This is a genomic window from Acidovorax sp. GW821-FHT09A11 (assembly GCF_059418365.1).
The window spans coordinates 36,438-60,829 of record NZ_JBWKPS010000006.1; the positions used below are offsets into that span (position 1 = coordinate 36,438).

Annotated in this window: 20 protein-coding genes; 4 read left to right on the plus strand and 16 right to left on the minus strand. The window is 67.1% G+C overall.

Features of this window, described 5'->3' with window-relative positions; all coding sequences use genetic code 11:
• Positions 1-103: 103 nt before the first annotated feature.
• The 6 genes from AC07PV_RS16590 to AC07PV_RS16615 all read right to left on the minus strand — a co-directional run bounded on the left by AC07PV_RS16590 (position 104) and on the right by AC07PV_RS16615 (position 4,850).
• Positions 104-841: a lysophospholipid acyltransferase family protein gene (locus tag AC07PV_RS16590; protein ID WP_218339665.1), complete on the minus strand. Its 738-nt coding sequence runs from the start codon at positions 839-841 to the stop codon at positions 104-106.
• 138 nt (positions 842-979) lie between these two features.
• Positions 980-2,269 (minus strand): dihydroorotase, encoded by a 1,290-nt coding sequence (locus AC07PV_RS16595; RefSeq protein WP_494630824.1) that lies wholly within the window; start codon positions 2,267-2,269, stop codon positions 980-982.
• A gap of 79 nt (positions 2,270-2,348) precedes the next feature.
• Positions 2,349-3,311, minus strand: a complete 963-nt coding sequence (locus tag AC07PV_RS16600) for an aspartate carbamoyltransferase catalytic subunit (protein WP_218339666.1) — start codon at positions 3,309-3,311, stop codon at positions 2,349-2,351.
• Between the two features lie 2 nt (positions 3,312-3,313).
• On the minus strand, positions 3,314-3,838 hold the full coding sequence (gene pyrR / locus AC07PV_RS16605) for a bifunctional pyr operon transcriptional regulator/uracil phosphoribosyltransferase PyrR (protein WP_494630826.1): 525 nt from the start codon (positions 3,836-3,838) through the stop codon (positions 3,314-3,316).
• Positions 3,835-4,254: a Holliday junction resolvase RuvX gene (gene ruvX / locus AC07PV_RS16610; protein ID WP_218296022.1), complete on the minus strand. Its 420-nt coding sequence runs from the start codon at positions 4,252-4,254 to the stop codon at positions 3,835-3,837. Before ruvX ends, pyrR begins: the two co-directional genes overlap by 4 nt.
• Positions 4,251-4,850: a YqgE/AlgH family protein gene (locus AC07PV_RS16615; protein ID WP_218296023.1), complete on the minus strand. Its 600-nt coding sequence runs from the start codon at positions 4,848-4,850 to the stop codon at positions 4,251-4,253. The genes ruvX and AC07PV_RS16615 overlap by 4 nt, the downstream gene beginning before the upstream one ends.
• Before the next feature lie 21 nt (positions 4,851-4,871).
• Here AC07PV_RS16615 and AC07PV_RS16620 point away from each other — a divergent pair, with 21 nt between their 5' ends.
• A complete protein-coding gene (locus tag AC07PV_RS16620; RefSeq protein WP_494630827.1) occupies positions 4,872-6,362 on the plus strand; it encodes a cryptochrome/photolyase family protein in 1,491 nt (496 codons plus the stop codon).
• Between the two features lie 178 nt (positions 6,363-6,540).
• Here the strand turns inward: AC07PV_RS16620 and AC07PV_RS16625 are convergent, their stop codons facing one another.
• Genes AC07PV_RS16625 through AC07PV_RS16650 form a run of 6 tightly spaced genes read right to left on the minus strand, consistent with a single transcriptional unit; the run spans position 6,541 to position 16,602 of the window.
• Positions 6,541-12,705, minus strand: coding sequence for a hybrid sensor histidine kinase/response regulator (locus AC07PV_RS16625; protein ID WP_494630829.1), 6,165 nt, complete (start codon positions 12,703-12,705; stop codon positions 6,541-6,543).
• Positions 12,706-12,752: 47 nt separating this feature from the next.
• Positions 12,753-15,041, minus strand: coding sequence for a methyl-accepting chemotaxis protein (locus AC07PV_RS16630; protein WP_218296026.1), 2,289 nt, complete (start codon positions 15,039-15,041; stop codon positions 12,753-12,755).
• A 21-nt stretch (positions 15,042-15,062) separates the two neighbouring features.
• Positions 15,063-15,590 (minus strand): chemotaxis protein CheW, encoded by a 528-nt coding sequence (locus AC07PV_RS16635; RefSeq protein WP_218296027.1) that lies wholly within the window; start codon positions 15,588-15,590, stop codon positions 15,063-15,065.
• Positions 15,591-15,605: 15 nt separating this feature from the next.
• Complete coding sequence (locus AC07PV_RS16640) at positions 15,606-15,971, minus strand: response regulator (RefSeq protein ID WP_010459520.1); 366 nt, start codon at positions 15,969-15,971, stop codon at positions 15,606-15,608.
• A complete protein-coding gene (locus AC07PV_RS16645) occupies positions 15,972-16,370 on the minus strand; it encodes a response regulator (RefSeq protein WP_005796099.1) in 399 nt (132 codons plus the stop codon). It lies immediately after the preceding gene.
• A gap of 58 nt (positions 16,371-16,428) precedes the next feature.
• Positions 16,429-16,602 (minus strand): rubredoxin, encoded by a 174-nt coding sequence (locus tag AC07PV_RS16650; RefSeq protein ID WP_082836248.1) that lies wholly within the window; start codon positions 16,600-16,602, stop codon positions 16,429-16,431.
• 94 nt (positions 16,603-16,696) lie between these two features.
• Between AC07PV_RS16650 and thiD the strand changes: the two genes are divergently transcribed.
• Together thiD and hemL are read left to right on the plus strand one after the other, a co-directional pair.
• A complete protein-coding gene (gene thiD / locus AC07PV_RS16655; RefSeq protein WP_218296028.1) occupies positions 16,697-17,656 on the plus strand; it encodes a bifunctional hydroxymethylpyrimidine kinase/phosphomethylpyrimidine kinase in 960 nt (319 codons plus the stop codon).
• Positions 17,640-18,950: a glutamate-1-semialdehyde 2,1-aminomutase gene (gene hemL, locus AC07PV_RS16660; RefSeq protein ID WP_218296029.1), complete on the plus strand. Its 1,311-nt coding sequence runs from the start codon at positions 17,640-17,642 to the stop codon at positions 18,948-18,950. The genes thiD and hemL overlap by 17 nt, the downstream gene beginning before the upstream one ends.
• Before the next feature lie 81 nt (positions 18,951-19,031).
• On the opposite strand, the gene AC07PV_RS16665 is transcribed toward hemL, so the two are convergent.
• Positions 19,032-19,811: an IclR family transcriptional regulator domain-containing protein gene (locus AC07PV_RS16665; protein WP_218296030.1), complete on the minus strand. Its 780-nt coding sequence runs from the start codon at positions 19,809-19,811 to the stop codon at positions 19,032-19,034.
• A gap of 210 nt (positions 19,812-20,021) precedes the next feature.
• On the opposite strand from AC07PV_RS16665, the gene pobA reads away from it, so the two are divergent.
• Positions 20,022-21,206 carry a 4-hydroxybenzoate 3-monooxygenase gene (gene pobA, locus AC07PV_RS16670; protein ID WP_369643307.1) on the plus strand — a complete coding sequence of 395 codons (1,185 nt, stop codon included), beginning with the start codon at positions 20,022-20,024 and terminating at the stop codon, positions 21,204-21,206.
• 83 nt (positions 21,207-21,289) lie between these two features.
• On the opposite strand, the gene purH is transcribed toward pobA, so the two are convergent.
• The 3 genes from purH to dusB all read right to left on the minus strand — a co-directional run bounded on the left by purH (position 21,290) and on the right by dusB (position 24,275).
• Entirely contained in the window at positions 21,290-22,903 is a 1,614-nt protein-coding gene (gene purH / locus AC07PV_RS16675; RefSeq protein ID WP_218296032.1) for a bifunctional phosphoribosylaminoimidazolecarboxamide formyltransferase/IMP cyclohydrolase, read from the minus strand.
• 95 nt (positions 22,904-22,998) lie between these two features.
• Entirely contained in the window at positions 22,999-23,232 is a 234-nt protein-coding gene (locus AC07PV_RS16680) for a Fis family transcriptional regulator (protein ID WP_218296033.1), read from the minus strand.
• Positions 23,229-24,275, minus strand: coding sequence for a tRNA dihydrouridine synthase DusB (gene dusB, locus AC07PV_RS16685; RefSeq protein ID WP_218296034.1), 1,047 nt, complete (start codon positions 24,273-24,275; stop codon positions 23,229-23,231). The genes AC07PV_RS16680 and dusB overlap by 4 nt, the downstream gene beginning before the upstream one ends.
• Between the last annotated feature and the right edge of the window lie 117 nt (positions 24,276-24,392).

The window sequence follows — 24,392 nt, forward strand, 5'->3', positions numbered from 1 at the left end:
CAAACGTGGAATATGCACGTTTTTGGGCCGCAGAACCACCCCGCTTGCGCGCCGCGCACGCGGGAGGAGCGGCGCGCCTGGCCCGCCCGCCGCTGCCGCCGCCTCAGGTTTTCCGCAACTGGTCGACGGTGTCGTGCAGGTGCTGCGCCCATGCGCGCCGGTCGCGGCCTTCGGCCGGCTGCGGGTCGCCGTAGTGCACCACGGCGTCGATGGACGGCGCGCACAGCGTGCGCCAGATCGAGCCCACCAGGGTCTCGTCGCCGATGTAGCTGGGCGCGAAACTGGTGGCGCCGGTGGCCCTGTCGGCAAAGCGCAGGCCCACGGGCTGCACCGGCGCGCTGGCGGTGACGGCGGCCTGCAGCAGGTTGGCATGAAACGGCAGCATCTCGCGGCCATCGCCCGTGGTGCCCTCGGGAAACACCGCGAGCACCTCGCCGCGCTCCAGCGCCTCGTGCATGGACCGCACCATGCGCAGCGCATCGCGGCGCGAACTGCGCTCGATGTAGAGGGTGCCGGCGGCGGTGGCCAGCGTGCCGATCAGCGGCCAGCCCTGCACGTCGGACTTGGACACGAAGCGGCAATGCCGGGCCGCGTGCATCACGGGAATGTCAAGCCACGAGATGTGGTTCGCGACCAGCATCACCGGCCCCGCCACTGGCGGCTGCCCCACGATGCGCAGGCTGATGCCGGCATGGGCCAGCAGTTGCAGCGACCACACCTGCACCCGCGCATGCTGCTGATCGGGCGACAGCGCCGGAAAACGCAGCGCCACGATGGCCAGCCCCTTGGCGATGTGGCCCAGCAGGCGCAGCAGGCGCCAGCAGGCGCGCAGATGCCTCATCTCAGCCGTCCGTGGCGATTCGCCATGCCCATGGCCCACGCAACGGGCCTGGCCGATGCGGGTGCCACCGTGGAACCGGCCCTGCCGGACCACCGGTGGCGTGCCCCTCGGGGGATGGCGCAAAGCGGCACAGGGGGGTCACCCGTACGCCACCTGCCCGCCCACCAGCGTCATGCGCACCTGGCCTGGCAGCTCGTAGCCGGAAAACGGCGTGTGCTTGCCCTGGCTGCGCAGCGCATCGTCCTGCACGGTCCACGCGGCCTGGGGGTCGAAGATGCACAGGTCGCCCACGCCGCCTTCGACGATCTGGCCCACGCTGGCCTGCAGCGTGCCCAGGGCACTGCCCAGCACGCGCGCGGGTTCGGACGTGACCGTGGCCAGCGCGCGCACGAGCGGCACGCCGCTGTCCTGCGACCACTTGAGCGCCAGGCTCAGCAGCAGCTCCAGGCCCGTGGCACCGGGTTCGGCCTCGGCGAACGGCAGGGTCTTGGCGTCTTCATCAACAGGGGTGTGGTCGGACACCAGCGCATCGACGGTGCCATCCAGTAGCGCCGCGCTCAGGGCATCGCGGTCGCGCTGCTGGCGCAGCGGGGGCGTCAAGCGCGCACGGCTGTCGAAGAAGCCAATGTCGTTTTCGGTCAGGTGCAGCGTGTTGATGCTGATGTCGCAGGTCACGTTGAGTCCCTCGGCCTTGGCCCGGCGCACCAGCTCGACACCGGCCGCGCTGCTGAGGCGGCACAGGTGCACGCGCGCACCGGTGGTCTTGAGCAGCTCGAAGATGGTGTGCAGCGCAATGGTCTCGGCTGCCACGGGCACGCCCGACAGGCCCAGGCGCGTGGCCAGCGCACCGCTGGCGGCCACGCCTTTGCCGAGGTGCATTTCCTGCGGGCGCAGCCACACGGTGTAGCCAAAGGTGGCGGCGTACTGCAGCGCGCGCTGCAGCACCTGGGTGCTGGCCAGGGGCACTTCGGCCTGGCCGAAGCCCACGCAGCCCGATTCGGTCAACTCGGCCATCTCGGTCAGCACCTCGCCGGCGAGGCCACGCGTGAGCGCACCCAGCGGGAACAGGCGCGACTGGTGCAGCTTCTCGGCGCGGAACTTGAGCATCTCCACCAGCCCCGGCTCGTCCAGCACCGGGTCGGTGTCGGGCGGGCACACCAGGCTGGTCACGCCGCCAGCCACGGCGGCCGCCATCTCGGATTCGAGCATGCCCTCGTGCTCGTGGCCGGGCTCGCGCAGGCGCGCGGCCAGGTCCACCAGGCCGGGCAGCACGATGCAGCCCGTGGCGTCCACCACGCGCTTGGGCGCAAAGTCGGGCGGCACGCGGTTGACGCCGACGATGCGGCCCGCCGCGATGGCGATGTCACAGGTCTGGTCGAGGCCCGAAGCGGGGTCGATCACACGGCCGTTCTGGATCAGTATCTTCATGATTTGAAGCCAAATTGGCTGCTAGCGCTTATTGGATAAGCGCTAGCAGCTATGAAAACAGGAGCATTCATTCCGGGCATCACGCCTCGTTCCCCGCCACTATGGACATGACGGCCATGCGCACAGCGATGCCGAAAGTCACCTGCGGCAGGATCACGCTCTGCTTGCCATCGACCACGGCGGAGTCAATCTCGACCCCCCGGTTGATGGGGCCGGGGTGCATCACGATGGCATCGGGCTTGGCCAGCTGCAGCTTGTCCTGCGTGAGGCCGAAGCTCTTGAAATACTCCTGGCTCGACGGCAGCAGCGCGCCGCTCATGCGCTCGTTCTGCAGGCGCAGCGTGATGATCACGTCCGCGTCCTTGATGCCTTCTTCGAGCGTGTGGCACACACGCACGCCCATCTGCGCCATGTCGGACGGCACCAGCGTGCGCGGCCCCACCACGCGCACTTCGGCGCAGCCCAGCGTGGTCAGGCCGTGGATGTCGGAGCGCGCCACGCGCGAGTGCAGCACGTCGCCCACGATGGCCACGGTGAGGTTGGAAAAATCCTTCTTGTAGTGGCGGATGGTGTACATGTCCAGCAGCCCCTGCGTGGGATGGGCATGCCGGCCGTCGCCCGCGTTGATCACGTGCACATGCGGTGCCACGTGCTGGGCAATGAGGTAGGGCGCGCCCGATTCGCTGTGCCGCACCACGAAGATGTCAGCCGCCATCGCGCTGAGGTTGGCGATGGTGTCGAGCAGGGATTCGCCTTTGCTGGCCGAGCTGCGCGCGATGTCGAGGTTGATCACGTCGGCCGACAGGCGCTTGGCCGCGATCTCGAACGTGGTGCGCGTGCGCGTGCTGTTCTCGAAGAACAGGTTGAACACGCTCTTGCCGCGCAAGAGCGGCACCTTCTTGACCTCGCGGTCGTTGACGGAGACGAAGTTGGCGGCCGTGTCGAGGATGTGCGTGACGATGTCGCGCGGCAGGCCCTCGATGGACAGCAGGTGGATGAGTTCGCCGTTGCCGTTGAGTTGGGGGTTGCGCTTCTTCAGCACGGTCAGGCCTCTTTGACTTGGAAGTGGAAGGTACCGCTGTCGTCACGCGCCAGCGTCAGCGACTGGGCGGCAGGCAGGGCCACGCGGGCCGCGGCGAAGTCGGCCTGCACGGGCAGCTCGCGCCCGCCCCGGTCCACCAGCACGGCCAGGCGCACGCTGGCGGGGCGGCCGTAGTCGAACAGCTCATTGACCACCGCGCGGATGGTGCGGCCCGTGTAGAGCACGTCGTCGAGCACCAGCACGTCGGCGCCGTTCACGTCGAACGGCAGCGAGGTCTGCGCGCTGGCCGAGAGGCCGCGCTGGGCGAAATCGTCGCGGTGCATCACGGAAGACAGCACGCCGGGCGCGCCCTCCAGGCCCAGGTCCTTCTGCAGGCGCTCGGCCAGCCAGGCACCGCCCGAGGCGATGCCCGCCAGGCGCGTCGTGGGGGTCCACAGGCTGCGCACGCCGCGCAAAAGCTCGCGGTACAGGGCCTCGGCATCCAGCACGAGACTGCCGGACGCGCCGGGGGATGGGTTGCTGCTCATGGGAGGTTCCTCAAAAACTGTTCCAGGATGATGCAGGCCGAAGCGGCGTCCGCATCCTTGGCACCGCCGGCGATGGCCTCGGTGGTGCTGTAGCGCTCGTCCACCTCGAACACCGGCAGGCCGAAGCGGCCGCGCAGCTGGCGCCCGAACTTGAGCGCACGTTCGGTGTTCTCGTGGCTCGCGCCATCGGGGTGGTAGGGCACGCCGATCACCAGCGCGTCGGGCTGCCATTCCTTGATGCGCTGCGCGACCTGAACGAAACGCGCGTCGCCTTCGGCCTTGATCGTGGCTTGCGGCGTGGCGCTGCGCAGCATGCGGTTGCCCGTGGCCACGCCCGTGCGCTTGAGGCCAAAGTCGAAAGCAAGAAAGGTCTGGAAGTGCGCGGGAACGGCGGGCTGAGCGGGCAAGCCGGTCATGCGTGCCCCGCCTCGGGCGACAGCATCCAGGCCTTGAGGCCCAGCAGCGACAAGGCGCGGTCGTAGCGCTCGGGCACCGGGGTGTCGAAGATCACCGACAGGTCGGCCGCCACGGTGAGCCAGGCGTTTTCGGCCAGCTCGGACTCGAGCTGGCCCTCGCCCCACGACGAGTAGCCCAGCGTGATGAGCACCCTGCGGGGCCCCGCGCCCGTGGACAGGGCCTCGAGCACGTCCTTGGAGGTCGTCATCTCCAGCCCGCCCGGAATGGTCATGGTGGAAGCGTAGGCGGATTCGTCCGTTTCGGCCGTGTCCATGAGCATGGGCTCGTGCAGCACGAAGCCGCGCTCGGTCTGCACGGGGCCGCCCTGGAACACGGGTTCCCGGCTCAGGTCCTCGCGCCGCAGGGACAGGTCGACCTTGTCGAAAAGTCCCTTGAGCGTGATGTCGGTCGGCTTGTTGATGATGAGCCCGAGCGCGCCGCGCTCGCTGTGTTCGCACAGGTAGACGACGCTGCGCGCAAAAGACTCATCCTCCAGACCGGGCATCGCGATCAGGAAGTGATGCGTCAGGTTGATGGGCGCAGAATCGGAAGACATCTGCCAATTTTAACGGTGAACATGGCGCACTCTCCAGAGCCTTCCTACCCCAGCGGCCTTGTCTGGTTCCGGCGCGACCTGCGGGCCCATGACCAGGCGGCCCTGCACCACGCGCTGACGCAGTGCCGGCAGGTGCATTGCCTCTTCGTTTTCGACCGCGAGATTCTCGATGCCCTGCCCCGGGCCGACCGGCGCGTGGAGTTCATCCGGGAGGCGCTGGTGGAGCTGGACGAGGCCCTGCGCGCGCTGTCGGGCCACGCGCAGGGAGGGCTCATCGTGGCCCACGCGGCGGCCAGCGAGTCCGTTCCCGCATTCGCGCGCGCGCTGAACGTTCAGGCGGTGTTCGCCAACCACGACGACGAGCCGCAGGCGCTCGCGCGCGACAGCCTCGTGCGCACCCGGCTGGCGGCCATGGGCAAGGCCTTCCACACGTCCAAGGACCACACGATCCTTGAGCGCAGCGAGGTGCTGACACAGAGCGGCACGCCCTACAGCGTGTTCACGCCCTACAAGAACGCGTGGCTGAAGAAGATCGACGCGTTCCACCTGACGGGCTACCCGGTGGAGCGCCACGCGCACCGGCTGGCGCCCCGGCCCGCGGAGCACTGCAAGCCCATTCCCGGCCTGGCGGCACTGGGCTTCGTGCCCGCCGCAGGCACAACAGCGCAGCCAGGGCTGCCCACCGGCGCCAGCGGGGCCCGGCAGCTGTTCGACGACTTTCTGGGCCGCATCGCGCGGTATGGGGTCACCCGAGATTTCCCGGCGGTCAAGGGCCCGAGCTACCTGAGCGTGCACCTGCGGTTTGGCACCATCTCGCCGCGCCTGCTGGCGCACGCGGCCCACCAGCTCGCGGCCCAGGGCAATCCGGGCGCCGCCACCTGGCTCAACGAGCTGATCTGGCGGGACTTCTACTTCCAGATCCTGCACCACCACCCGCACGTGGTGGGGCATGCCTTCAAGCCGGCCTACGACGCCATCGACTGGGAAACCGGCCCCCACGCGGACGCCCTGTTCGCGGCCTGGTGCGCGGGCCGCACCGGCTACCCGCTGGTCGACGCCGCCATGGCGCAGATCAACCAGACGGGCTACATGCACAACCGCCTGCGCATGGTGGTGGCCAGTTTTCTGGTGAAGGACCTGGGGATCGACTGGCGCCGGGGCGAGGCCTATTTTGCAACCCACCTCAACGACTTCGACCTGGCCGCCAACAATGGGGGATGGCAATGGGCCAGCTCCAGCGGCTGCGATGCGCAGCCGTACTTCCGGATCTTCAACCCTGTCAGCCAGAGCGAAAAGTTCGACCCGCAGGGCAAGTTCATCCGCCGCTACCTGCCGCAGCTCGCCGGATTGCCCGACAAGGCCCTGCATGCGCCCTGGACGGCGCGGCCCCTGGAGCTGCAGGAGGCGGCCGTGCAGCTTGGCCAGAACTACCCCCTGCCGATCGTGGACCACGCGGCGGCACGCCAAAGAACGCAGGAGCGCTACGCGGTGGTCACCTCGGCGGCGGCCTGAGAGGCCGCCCCGCGCCAGCGCGGCCCAGCCCCCGCGCGGCGTGGCATAGCGCACACGGTCGGCTCTGCCATGTTCAGGGGGTGCAGCGCTCTGCCGGGCACCACGGCTGCACCAGGAAGGGCAGGAAGTGCGCCACGGGCCCGCCCCGGGAAGGGCAGGCCGCGAGACGCGCGATGGGTCAGGCCTCCACCGCGGCTGCGATGCGTGCGTAGTGCTGAATGAGGCTCAGCAACTCTTCGTCGGAGTACGGCTTGCCCAGGTAGTGGTTGACGCCCAGCTCCATGGCATGTTCGCGGTGCTTCTCGGCGATGCGCGACGTGATCATGATGATGGGGAGGTCGCGCAACGCACCGTCCGCGCGGATGTTGCGCGCCAGGTCGAAGCCGTCCATGCGGGGCATTTCGATGTCCGACAGCACCACCGTGGGACGCTCTTCCTGCAGCCGCTCGAGCGCCTGCAGGCCGTCGGCGGCCAGCGCCACACGGTAGCCTTCGCGCTGCAGCAGGCGCTGCGTGACGCGGCGCACCGTGATCGAATCGTCCACCACCAGCACCAGGGGCACCTGGCTGGGGCCCGCCAGCTGGAGCGACACCACGGATTTGCCGCCAGCGCCCGAACCATCGGCCTCCAGCACGGGAGGCAGATCCACATGGGCTGCCCGCACCTGATCGCCGTACACCGTGGCCAGCGCCACGGGGTTGTAGATCAGCACCACGGCACCCGAGGCCAGCACCGACATGCCCGCCAGGCCCGGCAGGCGGGACAACTGGGGCCCGAGGTTCTTCACCACGACTTCTTGGTTGCCCAGCACTTCGTCCACGTGCATGGCGATGCGCTGCGATGCGCTGCGGAAAATCACCACAGGTCGCGTCTTGCCAGCCGGCTCGTTGCTGCGCGCAGAAGCCTGCAGCAGCGCCCCGGCCCAGAAGAACGGCAGCTGCTCCGTGCCATCGTCGAAATGGCCGGTACGGTATGCAACTTCAAGGTCTGCCGCCGAGGTGCGCCGCACGATCTCGACCACGTTGGCGGGCACGCCGATCGCCAGATCACCGGCACGCAGCATCACCACCTGCGTCACCGCCGTGGTCAGTGGCAGCACCATGCGGAAGGCAGCGCCCTTGCCGGCCTCGGTCGAGGTCTCGATGCGCCCGCCCAGTGCATTGATCTCCGAGCGCACCACGTCCATGCCGATGCCCCGGCCCGCCAGGCCGGTCACTTCGCTGGCGGTACTGAAACCGGGCGTGAAGATCAGGTTGGCCGCTTCGGCATCGCTCAACTGCGCATCGGGTTCGATCAGGCCCTGGGACAGTGCCTTTTCCCGGATGCGCGGCAGGTTCAGGCCAGCGCCATCGTCACGGAACTCCACCGACACGTCGTTGCCTTCGTGGTGCAGATCCACCGTGATGGTGCCGGACGCCGGTTTGCCCGCGGCGACCCGGTCCTCGGGGTTCTCGATCCCGTGGGCCACGCAGTTGCGCAGCAGATGTTCGAACGCCGGGGTCATGCGGTCCAGCACGCCACGGTCCATCTCGATGGAGCCGCCGGTGATATCGAGCTTGATCTGCTTGCCGGTTTCCTTGGAGGCCTGGCGCACCACGGCGTACAGGCGCTCGGCAATGCCTTCGAACTCCACCATGCGGGTGCGCAACAGGTCGCGCTGCAGTTCGCGCGCCTGGCGGCCCTGGGCGATCAGGTCGTCTTCGGCGCCTTCCATGGTGCGCTGCAGGTTGCGCTGCACGGTGGCCACGTCGTTCACCGACTCGGCCATCATGCGCGTGAGTTCCTGCACGCGGGTGAAGCGGTCGAACTCCAGCGGATCGAAACCAGCGGCCGAATCCTTGGACAGGGCCAGGCGCGACTGCATCTGCGATTCGGCCTGCACCTCGATGTCCCGCAGCTGCTGGCGCAGGCGGTCCAGATTGCCCGACAGGTCGGCCAGCGAACTGCGGAACTGGCCCAGCCGCACGTCCAGGCGCGATCGGCTGATCATCACTTCGCCCGCCTGGTTCACCAGGCGGTCCAGCAGCTGCGCACGCACACGCACCGACTGGTTGGACGCCACGCGCAGCGGCGCAAGCTGGGAGGGTGCCGGCAGGCGCACGGCAGGCGCCGATGGCGGCGTTGCCAGCGCCTGTGCAGGCGCATCCACCGGCACTGCCGACAGGTCCACCGGGGAACTAGCGCGCACGGCCTCGACCGGCAGCGACACCACCGTGTCGGCGGGGCTCTGCCCAATGGTCCGCAGGGCTTCGAAGTTGGCCTGCAGGCCGTCAAAGCTGGCCTGCAGGGGCTCGATCTGGTCGGAGGTGACGGTCTCGGCGTCCAGCTGCTCGATGGCGGATTCGAGGCGGTGGGCCATTTCGCCCAAACGCATGGCACCCGCCAGGCGCGAGCTGCCCTTGAGGGTGTGCAATGCCCGCAGCACCTCGCTGCGCGCACCCAGGTTGTCCGGGCGCGAAGCCCACTGGCGCAGGGCTCCACCGAGCTGCGGCAGCAGTTCCGCGGCCTCTTCCTCGAAGATCGGGAACAGGTCCGGATCGATGACGTCGATCGCATCGATGTCGTCATCCACGTCCGAACCCAGCGCCACGGCATGGGCAATCGCGTCGTCGACCATCTGGTCGTGGTCGTGCACCACGGCGGACAGCGCGGGCGCCACATGCCCCTTTGGAACCGGCACGGGCGTCAGCTCGGCGGGGACATCGGGTACGGGTTCGGCTGGGGGCAGCGGCTGCGCGGCTTCCGCGCCGATCGGTGCCACCGGCTCCATCGCCAGCCCGTCTGCGGCTTCCGCATCTTCTTCGGGCGGCGACAGGGTGTTGTCCACCTCGGTCTGCAAGATCTGGCGCAGTTGCTCCAGCACTTCCTGGCTGGGCTCCTTGAGGAAACCGGCCGCGAACTGGTGCAGCAACCGGCGGATATCTTCCGCCGCCGCCATGAAGGCCTGGGCCTGTTCCTGGGTGCCGCCGGACTGCAACGTCACATGCTGGAGCGCATGCTCCAGTACGCGCGCCATTTCGGACAGGGCATTGAAGCCCACGGTGGCGGAGCTGCCCGCGAGCGAGTGCGACAACGCCACCGCGATGTCCGGCAGGGGCTCGTGCAGTTCCAGCGACCATTCCTGCAGGCAGGTCACCAGGCGGCGGGACCATTCATCGGCTTCGTTCAGATAGACGTTGTAGAGCGGAATGCCAATGCGCAGCGTGTCGATCACCTTGACCGCTTCGTCGCTGCTGCTGTCTTCCAGCGGCAGGGCCTCGGCCAGTTCCGGCGTTGCAGCAACGGGCTCGGCGTCCACGGTTTCCACCGCTTCGGCAGGCACGAGGACTTCGGGCTCGGGCGCACCGGCCTCCGGCAATGGCTCCAGCGCCTCCAGTTCCACCGGCTCCGGGGCTTCCAGCGGCTCGGCGGCATCCAGGGACTGCGCCGACAGCAGCCCGGCCACTTCGTCCTCAGTCAGTTCGTCGGACAACGCGGTCGCTGGCGCCGGAAGTTCGGCTTCAGGCGCCACCACGGTGGGTTCCAGGTCGGGCAGTTCGAGATCCAGCACGAAGTCGGCACTGGAAGGATCGATCACCGCGGCGTCTGCGGGCGCTTCGTCCAGCGCGGCTGCAAACACGGAGAAATCGATCTCCTCGGCCACCTCGGGGGAGGCCACGGCCTGATCCGCCGGCACTTCGGGTGCGTGGTCGAAGATTTCGGTGGCTTCGAAGTCGGGGATGGCCAGCGCCTCTTCCACCGCCTGTGGTGCGTCTGCAGCTTCTGGCTCCAGCGATTCGATGGGCACGCCGTCCAGGGCTGCAGCTTCCTGCATCTGCTCCTGCACGGGCGCAGCCTGCGGGGGGCTGTCCTCGCTGGCGAACGGGGTGGCCAGCGGCAGCAAGGTGCCGTCGAGCCGCATGGCATCCGCGGACTTGCGGAATGCGTCTGGCTGCCAGCCCGAAGCCTGGCCAGAGGCGATATCGTCCGCCCAACGGCTGAATGCCCGCAGCGCGTCCGAGGACAGCTGCAGCAGGCTGGGCTGCATCGGCTTTTGCTCTGCCAACCAAGCGTTGAGCACCTGTTCCATGGACCAGGCCGCTTCACCGAAATCGTTCAGCCCGACCATCCGCGAACTGCCCTTGAGCGTGTGGAAGGCACGGCGCAGCGTGGTCTGTTCGCTGAGGTTGCCCGGCTCATCCTGAAGCACGTCGATGGCGGCCAGGCCATTGACCACCACTTCGCGGGCCTCCTCCAGGAAGACCTCCAGCAGTTCATCCTCGATCTCCGGTGCCTGCGCCGCTGCGGGCGCGGGCGCTGCCGCCTGGGGCACCGGCGCGCCGCCACCTTCTGTGGCGACGGGCAGATCAAAGGAAATGTCGGGTGCGAGCGACCCCGGATCCACCGGCGCCAGCTGCGCAGGGGCCACCTCGGACGGCATGTCCGGCAGGGAAGGCAGGGATCCGAAATCCGTGGGCTCGCCGAAGGGTTCCGGCACGGGAAAACGTGGCACCACGTCGGGCAATGGGATGGCGGCCCGCTCTTCCAGCTTGGCCGGCGCCTCTTCCACGGCATCCGACGCACGCGGACGGGTCTTGCCCATGAGGATGCGCAGTTCACCGAGCTCTTCGTCGTACACGAACAGCTTGCGGGCCATGGTGCGCTGGTAGCTGAGCATGTCGATCAGGAACCCCAGCGCGCCGAGGCTGTTGCCCAGCTTCTCGAAGACACCCTGGCGATCGGCCTCGGGCACCTCGTTGATGAGCAGGCGCTCCACCATGTCGCGCATGCGAACCACCGCGAGCGACGCCTGGTCCAGGCCCAGCACGGACAGCACACCGCGCATCTGCGCGAGATGGCCGGGGACGGTCGCCAGGACCGCCGTGTCCTGCGGATTGCGGAAAAACTGATCCAGCGCCTTCTCGGCTTCGCCCAGCGTGGAGCGCAGTTCGTCGACAACGCTGCCCATGGTCTGGTTGTCGCTGACCCGGCGGTACAGCTCCTCCATCCACTGTTCCAGGGGCTCGGGCTCCGCGCCCGCGCCGACGGCATCCAGGCGCTGCGCGAGCCTGCCCGCGCGGATTTCCATTTGGTCGTCGCCCGCATCCAGCTCTTCAAAGGCCGCCTGCAGGTACAGGACCGAGGTTGCCACTTCCATGGCCAAGGCGGCCGAGGGCGGTTCGCCGGAACGGGTGGTGGATTCCAGTGCGCGCGTCAGGGCCTGCGCAAGGCTTTCGCTTCCGGGATGCAGCTTGCGCAGCGAGTCGCACACCAGGCTGAATTGATCCGCCGCGGGCTTGAGCTTGTTGCGGTCCCCGCCGGCCAGCGCGGACCAGGTCTCGGTGGCCGCGGCGATCCGCTTGCGTGCCTGCGCCAGCATGGCGGGGTCAAAACGGCCGAAACGCGCAGCCTCATAGTCGACCGGCTTGAACCGGTCCAGCGCGAAGGCCTGCCGCACGGCCTGCAGCGAGGGCACGTCGCTGGCGGCCGCATCGGCCGGCCTGGCCTGGGAACAGAAGAACAGCAGGTCCTGCACCAGGCGGTCTGCAATGGTCGTGTCGCCCTTGGCCAGGGTGGCGTACTGCATCAGCACACGGGACGCCACGCGCTTGACGTAGACATCCGCGGGCAACAGGCCGGAGCCAAAGGCCTCGAAGAAGCCCGCGCAGATCTTCCAGAAAGCGCGGGACTGGCGGTCCGGCTGGGCCGCCACGAAGCCCAGGCAGGTGTCCCTCAGGCTCAACGAGGCCCGCAGATCACCGGATTTGACGATTCGCAGCACCGCGGCGTCCAGGCGCGCGCGCGCTTCAGGACCGTACGGCAGCGGCGTGACCGACACTGCACCCTCGGGCTCGCGAAACCTGCGCTCCACAGGCCACAGGTCGGCAGGATGGACGCGGTCCGCGCCGGCCAGCGCCTGCGCGTCGCGGTACTGGGGGAACAGCGCAACGGGCGAAGCCGCCTTGCCAGCCAGAACGGTTTCCAGGTATTCGATCAGCGCAAAGCTCGCACGCTCGATGACGGCCGCGGCGTCGTCGCTGCAGGTCTCGGGCCGCTGCACGAACTTCTGGACGGCAGACTCCATGGCCCGCAGGACCAGCGCCGGCGGGCCCATGCCCACCATTTCCAGCGCGCCGCACGCCTGGTGCAGCTGCTGCCGGGCAATGCGCAGCGGGCCGGCATCGAGCGCCGCGAGATCCGATTCGCGGGCGGCTTCCGCATCGCGCACAAAGCGGCGCATGGCCTTGACAGCACCGTCAAGGGATTTGCGCAGTTCGTCAAGCACCCACGCCAAAGGACCCAGGTCCTGATCTCCCTGGGTCCCATCCGCGGCCGGTGCATTGTTGACATCAATAGATGACATGGATTCGTCCCCGGCTGCTATGAGCCAGCTGGTTGATGACTACAGCGTCAGGCGATTTTGAACCGTGCCACCGATTGGCGCAGTTCTTCAGCCATGTGCGAGAGCTCGCGCACCTGCTGCGCTGTGGTTCGGGTACCTTCACCCGTTTGCTCGGTCACCGCAAAAATGTGCTGGATGTTGTCGGCCACTTCGTTGGCCAGAACGGCTTCCCGGGATGTCGAGGACGAAATCTGCTCAATAAGTTCGGCAAGGCGGCGCGACACGCGGTCGATCTCGGTCAGTGCGGTACCGGCGCTGTCGGACAGGCGCGCCCCTTCCACCACACCCTGCGTGGAGCGTTCCATAGCGGCCACGGCATCCTGCGTGTCGGTCTGAATGGCCTTCACGAGTGCCGAGATCTGGCGCGTGGCGTCTGCGGAACGTTCAGCCAGCCGCTGCACTTCTTCGGCCACCACCGAGAAGCCTCGGCCGGCTTCACCGGCGGACGCTGCCTGGATGGCAGCGTTCAGGGCCAGCACGTTCGTCTGCTCGGTAATGTCGGAAATCAGCTCGGTGATTTCACCGATCTCCTGCGACGATTCGCCCAGGCGCTTGATCCGCTTGGAGGTGTCCTGGATCTGGTCGCGGATGGAGTTCATACCGCCGATGGCGTTCTGCACGGCCTGCAGGCCCGAGTCGGCAGCTTGCAGCGATTGACGGGCCACCGTGGCGGACTCTTGCGCTTGTGTGGACACCTCGTTGATTCGGGTGGCCATGTCGAGCACCGAACGGCCGGTTTCACGAATTTCGCGCAGCTGCTCGGTGGATGCCGCCAGCAGCTCCGTGGACGTGTTGTCCACCTGGGCCGTCGTCTGCGCCACCCGCGTGGCCGTGTTCTGCACGCTGCCCACCAGCTGGCGCAGTTCTTCCACCGTGTAGTTCACCGAGTCGGCGATGGCGCCCGTGATGTCTTCCGTCACGGTGGCTTCCTGGGTCAGGTCACCTTCAGCGACCGACTGCAGTTCGTTCATCAGCCGCAAAATGGCGGCCTGGTTGGCGTCATTGACGCGCTTGGCTTCCTGCTCCTGGCGCTTGGCGTCCTTCTGCTGCATTTCGGCAGCAGCCTGGCGGCCACGGCTGTCCAGCAGCTGCACGCGCGAGATGCCCACGCCGCAAAAGATCACGAACAGGCCGGCGAGGGCCAGGGCAGCGAGCTGTCCACCGCCCACACCCGTCTGGGCGGACAGCTTGCTCTGCAGGCCTTCGAGCTGGCGGCGCAGGGGCTCGCTGTCGGCAATGATCGCCGACTGGGCTTCACGGGCAGACACCAGACCTTGCAGGTTGCCCAGAATGGCGCTGGCTTGCGTGCGGGTCTGCTCATAGAGCTTGACCAGGGCTTCGAGCTGTTCGCGGGTCTGGGCATCCTTGGTGGCGGCCAGGCGCAGTTCAGGGCTGCCATCGAGCAGGCCCTGGGCGATTTCCTTGAACGAATTCAAGTCCTTGCCCAGCAGGAACACGGCCTCGGGGCTCACGCCTTCCATGGTCTGGAATTCGTTGGCCGACTTGCCGATACGCTGGGTCAGCATCACGAGCTGGCCGGCGGCGGAAATCTCGGCGGCAGGCGCGTTCTGCTGCAGCTTGAGGGACGACACCGTCTCGGCGATTTCCAGCAGGTCGGACGATTGGCGGTTGATGGTGCGCAGAGCGTCCCCCACCTGCGTCAGGATCTTCTGCTGGCCCATCACCACGCTGGCATTGCGCTCGGCACGTTCCATGAGCGGGTTCACGGCGTCCAGATCGGGCTTGTAGGGCTCGCCCAGCGATTCCACGCCGAGTTCGCCATCACCCGCATTCAGGGCGCGCACATTGCGCGCCAGCACGCCGGAGCTTTCCACCACGTCCGGGAAGGCCTGCGGACTTCCCACCAGCGCCTGCGACACCGACTTCGCCAGGCGCTGCGACTGCATGAGGGACTGGCCCGTTGCAGCAAGCTGCTGCGCGGAGCGGTCGGCCTGCCGCAGCACCCAGGCAGCGATCAAGGCGAGGACGATCACGCCCACAGCCAGCAGGCCGAGCAGGCGGCGCTGGTGGGCTGCAGCGGTCGAGCGGCCCAGCAGTGGCAGGGAGATGAGGTCTTCCTCCGCGTCCTGGGCAGACTGCTCGGGGGCATAGCCGTCCGGGTCACCCTGAACACTGTTCATGGCTTCGGCCTGGTACGCGTCGCGCAATTGCGCGCCGTCCAGCGAACCCGTGGCAAGAATATCCTGCCCGTCGTCGGCCGTGCCGGCAATCGCGCCTGCATCCGGTGTGGCAGGTTTCCGGTTGAACAGTTTTCCAAATTGATTGACGACGGACATGGTGCAGCCTTACAGAAAAACTCAAGCACTGATGCTCAGGAAAGCGGGATGTTGGGACAGGATCTGCAAGTTCAGTTCCTGCCAGCGCGCGCCGCTGGAATCGATATACGTGGTGCCGAAGAATGCAGGGGAATCCTCGGCCGGAGGCTCGGAGGACACGAACGCATCGGTCCCGCGCAGGCCGGCCAGGCGGTCCACCAGCAAAGCGGCATTGACTTCGAGGGCCGCGTTGAAAGCCAGGAGGCTGGCCTCCGACAGGGCCTGTTCGGTGCGGGGCGCCGCGGAGCCCAGGAGCCCCGCGAGATCCACCACGCCGACCAGCCCGCCGCGCAGGTTGGCAACGCCCAGGAACCAGCTTTGGGTATAGGGCACCGCCTGGATCGAGACCCAGGGGAAAATCTCCCCCGACTGTCCAAGGGGCAGCAAATAGAAACTCCCGGCGGACTCGACAGCCAGCCAGGATGACACAGAGGTCCCTTCGGTTCTTGCGGCCTGAAGGCGGCTGGCAAGTCGGGTCTGGAGCTCTCGCAGGGCTTCGCGGTTGGCCATGAACGCGCCGCAGCCTCAGTTCAGGGCGTCGATTTTGGCCTGCAGTTCGGCGGGATCGACGGGCTTGGTGATGTAGCCCCGCGCACCCTGCCGCATCCCCCAGACGCGATCCGTTTCCTGGTTCTTGCTGGTGCACATGATGATGGGCACGTCGGCATACAGCGGGTCGCGGGTGATGGCGCGCGTGAGTTGAAAGCCATTCTGGCCGGGCATCACGACATCCATGAGGATCAGATCGGGCTTTTCTTCCGCCAGGCGGCGAAAGGCTTCATCGGCATTTTCAGCGGTGCGTACCTGCATGCCTTTTTTCTGAAGCAGGTCCGTCAAAAACATCAACTCGGTCTTCGAGTCGTCGACGACCAGTACTTTCTGGATGGGCATTTACATCGCTCCTTGTTGGGAATTGCCAAACTGCTGCACTGCCTGCAGCAGCTGGTCTTTGGTAAACGGTTTGGTGAGATATTCCTGGCAGCCGACCATGCGCCCGCGCGCCTTGTCGAATACGCCGTCCTTGGAAGACAGCATTACCACCGGAGTATCTGCAAAACGGGCGTTGCGCTTGATGATGGCGCAGGTCTGGTACCCGTCGAGCTTGGGCATGAGGATGTCGCAGAAAATCAGCTGAGGCTGGTAATCGTTGACTTTGGCCAAAGCATCAAAGCCGTCGTCGGCCAACAAGACTTCGTGCCCCCCCTGCTTGAGAAAAATCTCGGCGCTTCGACGGATGGTGTTGCTGTCATCCACCACTAGCACTTTGAAAGATGCGCCTGTTGTAGTCAATTGTTACTGCTCCCGATGGAAAAATAAACAACGCGGCAGCACATGATGCTGGTGCGCCTCAAATCTGAACCATCTCGAAGTCTTCCTTGCGGGCGCCACATTCAGGGCAGGTCCAATTCATGGGAACCTGATCCCATGGAGTGTTGGGTGCAATGCCGTGCTCAGGTGAACCCTCTGCTTCGTCATAAATCCAACCGCAAATCAAACACATCCAAGTTTTAGAGTCGGTCACAGCTTAAAGGGCCTTCACATAGAATGCAACGATTGTATCTAGTCATCTCCGCGGGCCACGGCGCCGGTGCCGCCCCTCAAGCAGGATCTGGTCCATGACCGCCAAAGCATCCCCTCCCCCCCCAGAAATCATAGATCTCGAAGATGACGGTTCGGAGGACGCAAGCCCTGCGTGCGTGCTCGTCTTCAACGCCAGCGACCCCAGCGGCGCCGGCGGACTGACGGCCGACATCACCACCATCGCCTCCGTGGGCGGGCACCCGATCGCCGTGGTCTGCGGCGCGTACGCCCGCGATACCGCGGAGATTTTCGACCACTTCAGTTTTGACGACGAGGCCGTGGCCGAGCAGGCCCGCGCCGTCCTGGAGGACCTGCCGGTACAGGCCATCAAGGTCGGTTTCGTGGGCAGCCCGGAGAACATCAGCACCATCGCCGAGATCACGACCGACTACGACGAAGTGCCCGTGATCGCCTACATGCCCAACCTGTCCTGGTGGCGCGACGAGCTGATCGACGAGTACCTGGACGCCTTCCGGGAATTGTTGTTACCGCAGACCTCGGTGTTGGTTGGAAACCACAGCACCCTGTGGCGCTGGCTGCTGCCGGACTGGACCAGCGACCGCAGCCCGACCGCGCGCGACATCGCCCGGGCCGCCTCCGAGATGGGTGTGCCCTACACCCTGGTCACCGGTATTCCGCTGCCCGAGCAATTTGTCGAGAACGTGCTGGCCTCGCCCCAGACCGTGCTGGGCAGCGGCAAGTTCGAGTTGTTCGACGCCACCTTCTCCGGCGCTGGCGACACCTTGTCCGCCGCGCTCACCGCCCTGGTGGCCAGCGGCAACGACCTGGGCGAGGCCACCAGCGAGGCCCTGGGCTACCTCGACCGCTGCCTGGACGCCGGCTTTCGCCCCGGCATGGGGCACATCGTGCCCGACCGCATGTTCTGGGCCCAGCCCGACGACGACGAGGCCGACGGCGATGAAGAAGAACCCCCGATTGACGAAGCACAGGCCCTCGAAGGCTTTGTGATGCCACCCCATGACACCAAGCACTGACCTCAACATCCCCCTGTTCGAACGCGCCAAGGCGCTGATCCCCGGCGGCGTGAACTCGCCCGTGCGGGCCTTCAAGGCCGTGGGCGGCACGCCGCGTTTCGTGAAGCGCGCCCAGGGCGCCTACTTCTGGGACGCCAACGACCAGCGCTTCATCGACTACATCGGCTCCTGGGGTCCGATGATCCTGGGCCACGGCCACCCCGCCGTGCTCGAAGCCGTGCAGAGCGCAGCGCTCGAAGGCTTCAGTTTTGGCGCGCCGACCGAGCGCGAAGTGGAGCTGGCCGAGGAAATCCTGAGCCTCGTCCCTTCGATGGAGATGATCCGCCTGGTCAGCTCGGGCACCGAAGCGGGCATGAGCGCCATCCGACTGGCGCGCGGTGCCACGGGCCGCAGCAAATTCATCAAGTTCGAGGGCTGCTACCACGGCCATGCCGACTCCCTGCTGGTCAAGGCCGGTTCGGGCCTGGCCACGTTCGGCAACGCCACCAGCGCAGGCGTGCCGCCCGAGGTGGTGCAGCACACCCTGGTGCTCGAATACAACAACGTCGCCCAGCTGGAAGAAGCCTTTGCCCTGCATGGCAAGGAACTGGCCTGCGTGATGATCGAGCCCATCGCGGGCAACATGAACCTGGTGCGCGCCAGCGTTCCGTTCATGAAGCGCTGCCGCGAGCTGTGCACCGAATACGGCGCGCTGCTGGTGCTCGACGAGGTGATGACGGGCTTTCGCGTGGCCCTGGGCAGCGCCCAGAGCGTGTACGCCCGGAGCATCCCGGGCTTCAAGCCCGACATCACGGTGCTGGGCAAGGTGATCGGTGGCGGCATGCCGCTGGCCGCCTTTGGGGGCCCGCGCGCCATCATGGAACACTTGGCACCGCTGGGGGCCGTGTACCAGGCGGGCACGTTGTCGGGCAACCCGGTGGCCACGGCCTGCGGGCTGGCCACGCTGCGCGAGATCAGGAAGCCGGGTTTCTTCGACGCCCTGTCGGCCACCACGCGCTCGCTGGTCGATGGGCTGGCTGCCGCGGCGGCGGCCGAAGGCGTGCCCTTCAGCACCGACAGCGAAGGCGGCATGTTCGGCTTCTTCCTGATGCCCGAACTGCCCCAGAACTACGCCCAGGTGCTCAAGACCGACAGCGCGCGTTTCAACCAGCTGTTCCACGGCCTGCTCGATCGCGGTATCTACATCGCGCCGGCGCTGTACGAGGCGGGCTTCGTGAGCGCGGCACACACCGCCGACGACATCGCCGCCACCGTGGCAGCCGCCCGCGAAGTCTTCAAGGAACTATCAAAATAATAGCTACCAGCGCTTACCCATCAAGCGCTATCGGCCATTTTTATGAATATTCCTGCTTGCTAACTCGACGTTGGCATTCGTTCACAGCAGCCCCCGCAGCTCGCGGGCGGCCTCCTGCAGCAGTGGCAGCATGTCGCGCTGCAGGCTGCGCTCGTCCACCTGCTTGGGCGACGCCACCACATTGAGCGCGGCCACCGTGTCGCCCTGCAGATTGCGCAGGGGCACGGCCAGCGCGTGCACGCCCAGCTCGTGCTCCTCCACCGCCAAGCAATGGTCGTCGCGGCGCGCCTTGGCAATCACCTGCCGCAGCGGGCCGACCTGGGTGATGGTGTGGGGCGTGAGCCGGTGCAGCGGGCAGGCCTTGAGCCACGCCGTCAGCGCCGCCGGTGGCAACGCGGCCAGCAGCACGCGCCCCGTGGACGTGGGGTGCGCCGGCAGCCGCGCCCCCAGGTGCAGGCCATAGGCCAGCACGCGCGAAGGCGCGCCGTACACCCCGCTGCGCGCCACGATCACCACCTCGCCGCCATCCAGCACCACGGCCGAGAATGACTGCTGCGTCTGTGCCGCCAGCCGGTTGAGCGTGGGCTGCAGCACCCGCGGCAGCCGGGCCGATGCCAGGTAGCTGCCCGAAAACCGCAGCACCTTGGGCGCCAGCCAGAAGTAGCTGCCATCCGTCTCCAGATAACCCAGGTGCGCCAGCGTGAGCAGGTGGCGGCGCGCCGCCGCGCGCGTGAGGCCGGTGCGCTGCGCGGCCAGCGTGGCATTGAGCCGCTGGCGCTCGGTGTCGAAACTCTCCAGCACCGCCAGGCCCTTGGCCATGCCTTCGATGAAATCTGCCTTGGCGATGGGAACGGTGGTCATGCGGGGGTCCATGGTCGGCCGGTCGATGCCCGGGGTGCGGGCGCCCGATGCGCCGGGGCTGTGGAAGATTGCGCGATGATCGCACATCACGTCCACCCACCGCGCGCCAGGGCGCCGGGCGGGCGCCGCGTTGACATGGATCAACCTACGCTTGGCGCTGTTGTCTTAGCGCTTTCCAGCGCCCTTGTTTGCTTTGTGAGGTTGTCCACCATGCGTACCCAGGTTGCCATCATCGGCGCAGGCCCCGCCGGCCTGCTGCTCGGCCAGTTGCTTTACAAGTCCGGCATCGACGCCGTCATCATCGAACAGCGCAGCCCCGACTACGTGCTGGGCCGCATCCGCGCCGGCGTGCTGGAGCAGGTCAGCATGGACCTGCTGGACCAGGCGGGTGTCGGCGCCCGCGCCCATGCCGAAGGACTGCCACACGACGGCATCGAGCTGCTGTTCAAGGGCGCGCGGCACCGCATCGACCTGCACGCGCTGACCGGCGGCAGCCGCGTGACGGTGTACGGCCAGACCGAAGTGACCCGCGACCTGATGGACGCCCGCGCCGCCGAAGGCCTGACCACGGTGTACGACGCCCAGAACGTGAGCGTGCACGACTTCGACGGCCAGCAGCCGCGCGTGACCTACGAGAAGGACGGCCAGACGCACGAGGTGCTGTGCGACTTCATCGCAGGCTGCGACGGCTACCACGGCGTGTGCCGCGCCAGCGTGCCCGAGGGTGCGCTGCGCACCTACGAGCGCGTCTACCCCTTCGGCTGGCTGGGCGTGCTGGCCGACGTGAAGCCTGTCTCGCACGAGCTGATCTACGCCAACACCGAGCGCGGCTTCGCGCTGTGCAGCATGCGCAGCAACACGCGCAGCCGCTACTACCTGCAGGTGCCATCGACCGACAAGGTGGAGCAGTGGAGCATCGAGCAGTTCTGGGCCGAACTGGGCAACCGCCTGGACCCCGAGGCGCGCGAGAACCTGGTCACCGGCCCGGCGCTGGAGATGAGCATCGCCCCGCTGCGCAGCTTCGTGGCCGAGCCCATGCGTTTTGGCCGCCTGTTCCTGGCGGGCGACGCGGCCCACATCGTGCCGCCCACCGGCGCCAAGGGCCTGAACCTGGCGGCGAGTGACGTGGGCTACCTGTGGAATGCGTTCGCCGACTACTACGGCGAGAAGTCGAGCGCCGGCATCGACACCTATTCCGACCGCTGCCTGCGCCGCGTGTGGCGCGCCGAGCGTTTCTCGTGGTGGTTCACCTCGTTGATGCACCGTTTTCCAGAGACTGGCGAATTCGGCCAGAAGATTCAGGAGGCCGAGCTGGAATACCTGGTGCACTCGCGCGCAGCCTCGGTCTCACTGGCCGAGAACTATGTAGGGCTGCCGATGAACTTCGGAACCTGACTCTCTCCCCGTTCCGAGAGTACCTCCCAAAAAAAAGCGGCTTCCCAGGAAGCCGCTTTTTGCATGGCGCCCCGCCGCCCGAATCAGTGGCGGAAGTGGCGCACCCCGCTGAACACCATGGCCACGCCGCGCTCGTTGGCGGCATCGATCACTTCGTTGTCGCGCATGGAGCCACCGGGCTGTATCACGCAGGTCGCACCTGCATCGACCACCACATCGAGGCCGTCGCGGAAGGGGAAGAATGCGTCGCTGGCCACCACGGTGCCCTGCAGCGTGAGGCCCGCGTGGCCCGCCTTGATGCTGGCGATGCGGGCCGAGTCCAGGCGGCTCATCTGGCCGGCGCCCACGCCCATGGTCATGCCGCCCTTGCAGAAGACGATGGCATTGCTCTTGACGTACTTGGCCACCTTCCAGGCGAACAGCAGGTCTTCCATCTCTTCCAGCGTGGGCTGCTTGTGCGTGACCACCTTCAGGTCGATGAGCGACAGCTCGTGGTTGTCCGCGGTCTGCAGCAGCAGGCCGGAGCCGATGCGCTTGGCATCCATGGCGTTGCGGCCCCGCTGCCAGTCGGTGAGCTGCTGCGCCTTGCCGGCATGCGGCGGCAGGGCGATCTTGAGCAGGCGCACATTGGCCTTGGCCTTGAACACCTCCAGCGCCTCGGGCGTGAACTCCGGCGCCATCAGCACTTCGACGAACTGCTTGGCGATCTGCTGGGCGGCGGCGCCATCCACCGTGCGGTTGAAGGCGATGATGCCGCCGAAGGCGCTGGTGGGGTCCGTCTGGAAGGCCTTGCCGTAGGCATCGAGCGCGTCCAGGCCCACGGCCACGCCGCAGGGGTTGGCGTGCTTGACGATGACGCAGGCAGGCGCCTCGAAGCTCTTGACGCATTCCCACGCCGCATCGGCGTCGGCGATGTTGTTGTACGACAGCTCCTTGCCCTGCACCTGCTCGGCCGTGACCAGCGAGCCGGGCGCGGGGTACAGGTCGCGGTACAGCGCGGCCTGCTGGTGCGCGTTCTCGCCGTAGCGCAGGTCCTGCACCTTGGTGAAGATGCCGTTGCTCTGGCCGGCGAACTGGGCACGCGCGGGCACGTAGGTTTCGGACAGCTTTTCCTCTTCGAAGGTGACGGACGAGAGGTAGTCGCTGATGGCGCCGTCGTACTGCGCGATGCGGTTGAACGCGGCCACCGACAGCGCGAAGCGCAGCTTGTCGGAAAGCTTGCCCTTTTCCTTCAGCTCGGCCAGCACGGCGGGGTACTGCGAGGCGTCGGTCAGCACGCCTACGTCCTTCCAGTTCTTGGCGGCGCTGCGCACCATGGCCGGGCCGCCGATGTCGATGTTCTCGATGGCGTCGGCCAGCGTGCAGCCCGCCTTGGCCACGGTGGACTCGAAGGGGTACAGGTTGACCACCAGCAGGTCGATGGTGTCGATGCCATGCTCCTGGAGCGCGGCCATGTGCTCGGGCAGCTCGCGGCGCGCCAGCAGGCCGCCATGCACCTTGGGGTGCAGCGTCTTCACGCGGCCGTCCAGCATCTCTGGGAACTGGGTGACCTCGGCCACCTCGGTCACGGGCAGGCCCTGGTCGGCCAGCAGCTTGGCGGTGCCGCCGGTGGACAGCAGCTTGATGCCCAGCGCATGCAGGGCCTGTGCAAATTCGACGATGCCGGTCTTGTCGGAGACGGAAAGAAGTGCGTTCATGGCAGTGGTGGTGGGGAGAGTTTGAATAAAAACAGGGCCTGGCGCTTTATGGATAAGCGCCAACAGCTATACATTTAATAGCAATCGTGCGCCGGTCAGAGCAGCTTGTGCAGGGCCAGCTTCTTGCGCAGCGTGTTGCGGTTCAGGCCCAGCCATTCGGCGGCGCGGGACTGGTTGTTGTCGGCATGGGTCATCACCACTTCCAGCAGCGGTTTCTCGACCACGCGCACCAGCATGTCGTACATGCCGTCGGGCGTCTCTCCGCCCAGGTCGCGAAAGTAGCCTTGCAGGCTCTCGCGCACGCATTCTTCTATGTGTTTCTTGCTCATGCAGCCATTCCCTCTTGTTCTTCTGGTTCTGCGTCCGTGCCGGTGGCGGCGGGCAGCCGGTCCATCTGTTGCGCAAGGGCATCCAGGTGGTCGGCCACGGCCTGCCACTGCGCGGCGCAGTCCTCGATCGTATTGATGTGTTGCCTGAAGGCCTCGCCGCCCGGCAGCGCACGCAGGTACCACGCGATGTGCTTGCGCGCACTGCGCACCCCGGTCAGCTCGCCATACAGGCCGTAGTGGTCTTGCAGGTGGTCCAGCAACAGGCGCCGCACCTCGGCCACCAGCGGTGGCGCCAGGTGCTCGCCCGTGGCCAGGAAGTGGCCGATCTCGCGGAAGATCCACGGCCGGCCCTGTGCGGCACGGCCGATCATGATCGCGTCGGCCCCGGTGGCGGCCAGCACGTCGCGCGCCTTCTCGGGTGAAGTGATGTCGCCATTGGCCACCACGGGCACCCTCACCGCCGCCTTCACCGCCGCGATGGTGTCGTACTCCGCATGGCCCTTGTAGCCTTGCTCGCGCGTGCGGCCGTGCACGGTGAGCATCTGGATGCCCACGCCCTCGAACGCGCGGGCCAGCGCCACGGCGTTCTTGTGCTCCTGGCACCAGCCGGTGCGCATCTTCAGCGTGACGGGCACGTTGAAGGGCGCGCACGCCTGCACCACGGCCTCGGCGATCTCCACGGCCAGCGCCTCGTTCTGCATCAGGGCGGAGCCCGCCCACTTGTTGCAGACCTTCTTGGCCGGGCAACCCATGTTGATGTCGATGATCTGCGCGCCGCGCTCCACGTTGTAGACCGCGGCCTCGGCCATCATCGGCGCATCGGTGCCTGCGATCTGCACGGCGATGGGCCCGGGCTCCCCTTCATGGTTGGCCCGGCGCGAGGTCTTGAGGCTGTTCCACAAGTCCTTGCGCGAGGTCACCATCTCGCTCACCGCGTAGCCCGCGCCCAGCGCCTTGCACAGCTGGCGAAACGGCCGGTCCGTGACGCCCGCCATCGGGGCGACGAACAAGCGGTTCGCCAGAGGAATGTGGCCGATGTGCATGAAGGGGCGCGGTAGGTGCAGCAGCGAATGCTGAAAAAGGAGGCAGGATTGTACCTGCTCAAAATTTCAGCAAATGAAATGTTCCGCCCACTGAAATGACGCCCCTGTCCACCCCGA

Bases quoted from the DNA above. Each gene is read 5' to 3' on its own strand.
- AC07PV_RS16590 (WP_218339665.1), bottom strand. From the start codon at position 841: ATGAGGCATCTGCGCGCCTGCTGGCGCCTGCTGCGCCTGCTGGGCCAC.
- AC07PV_RS16595 (WP_494630824.1), bottom strand. From the start codon at position 2,269: ATGAAGATACTGATCCAGAACGGCCGTGTGATCGACCCCGCTTCGGGC.
- pyrR (WP_494630826.1), bottom strand. From the start codon at position 3,838: ATGAGCAGCAACCCATCCCCCGGCGCGTCCGGCAGTCTCGTGCTGGAT.
- ruvX (WP_218296022.1), bottom strand. From the start codon at position 4,254: ATGACCGGCTTGCCCGCTCAGCCCGCCGTTCCCGCGCACTTCCAGACC.
- AC07PV_RS16615 (WP_218296023.1), bottom strand. From the start codon at position 4,850: ATGTCTTCCGATTCTGCGCCCATCAACCTGACGCATCACTTCCTGATC.
- AC07PV_RS16620 (WP_494630827.1), top strand. From the start codon at position 4,872: ATGGCGCACTCTCCAGAGCCTTCCTACCCCAGCGGCCTTGTCTGGTTC.
- AC07PV_RS16625 (WP_494630829.1), bottom strand. From the start codon at position 12,705: ATGTCATCTATTGATGTCAACAATGCACCGGCCGCGGATGGGACCCAG.
- AC07PV_RS16630 (WP_218296026.1), bottom strand. From the start codon at position 15,041: ATGTCCGTCGTCAATCAATTTGGAAAACTGTTCAACCGGAAACCTGCC.
- AC07PV_RS16635 (WP_218296027.1), bottom strand. From the start codon at position 15,590: ATGGCCAACCGCGAAGCCCTGCGAGAGCTCCAGACCCGACTTGCCAGC.
- AC07PV_RS16640 (WP_010459520.1), bottom strand. From the start codon at position 15,971: ATGCCCATCCAGAAAGTACTGGTCGTCGACGACTCGAAGACCGAGTTG.
- thiD (WP_218296028.1), top strand. From the start codon at position 16,697: ATGACCGCCAAAGCATCCCCTCCCCCCCCAGAAATCATAGATCTCGAA.
- hemL (WP_218296029.1), top strand. From the start codon at position 17,640: ATGACACCAAGCACTGACCTCAACATCCCCCTGTTCGAACGCGCCAAG.
- AC07PV_RS16665 (WP_218296030.1), bottom strand. From the start codon at position 19,811: ATGACCACCGTTCCCATCGCCAAGGCAGATTTCATCGAAGGCATGGCC.
- pobA (WP_369643307.1), top strand. From the start codon at position 20,022: ATGCGTACCCAGGTTGCCATCATCGGCGCAGGCCCCGCCGGCCTGCTG.
- purH (WP_218296032.1), bottom strand. From the start codon at position 22,903: ATGAACGCACTTCTTTCCGTCTCCGACAAGACCGGCATCGTCGAATTT.
- AC07PV_RS16680 (WP_218296033.1), bottom strand. From the start codon at position 23,232: ATGAGCAAGAAACACATAGAAGAATGCGTGCGCGAGAGCCTGCAAGGC.
- dusB (WP_218296034.1), bottom strand. From the start codon at position 24,275: ATGCACATCGGCCACATTCCTCTGGCGAACCGCTTGTTCGTCGCCCCG.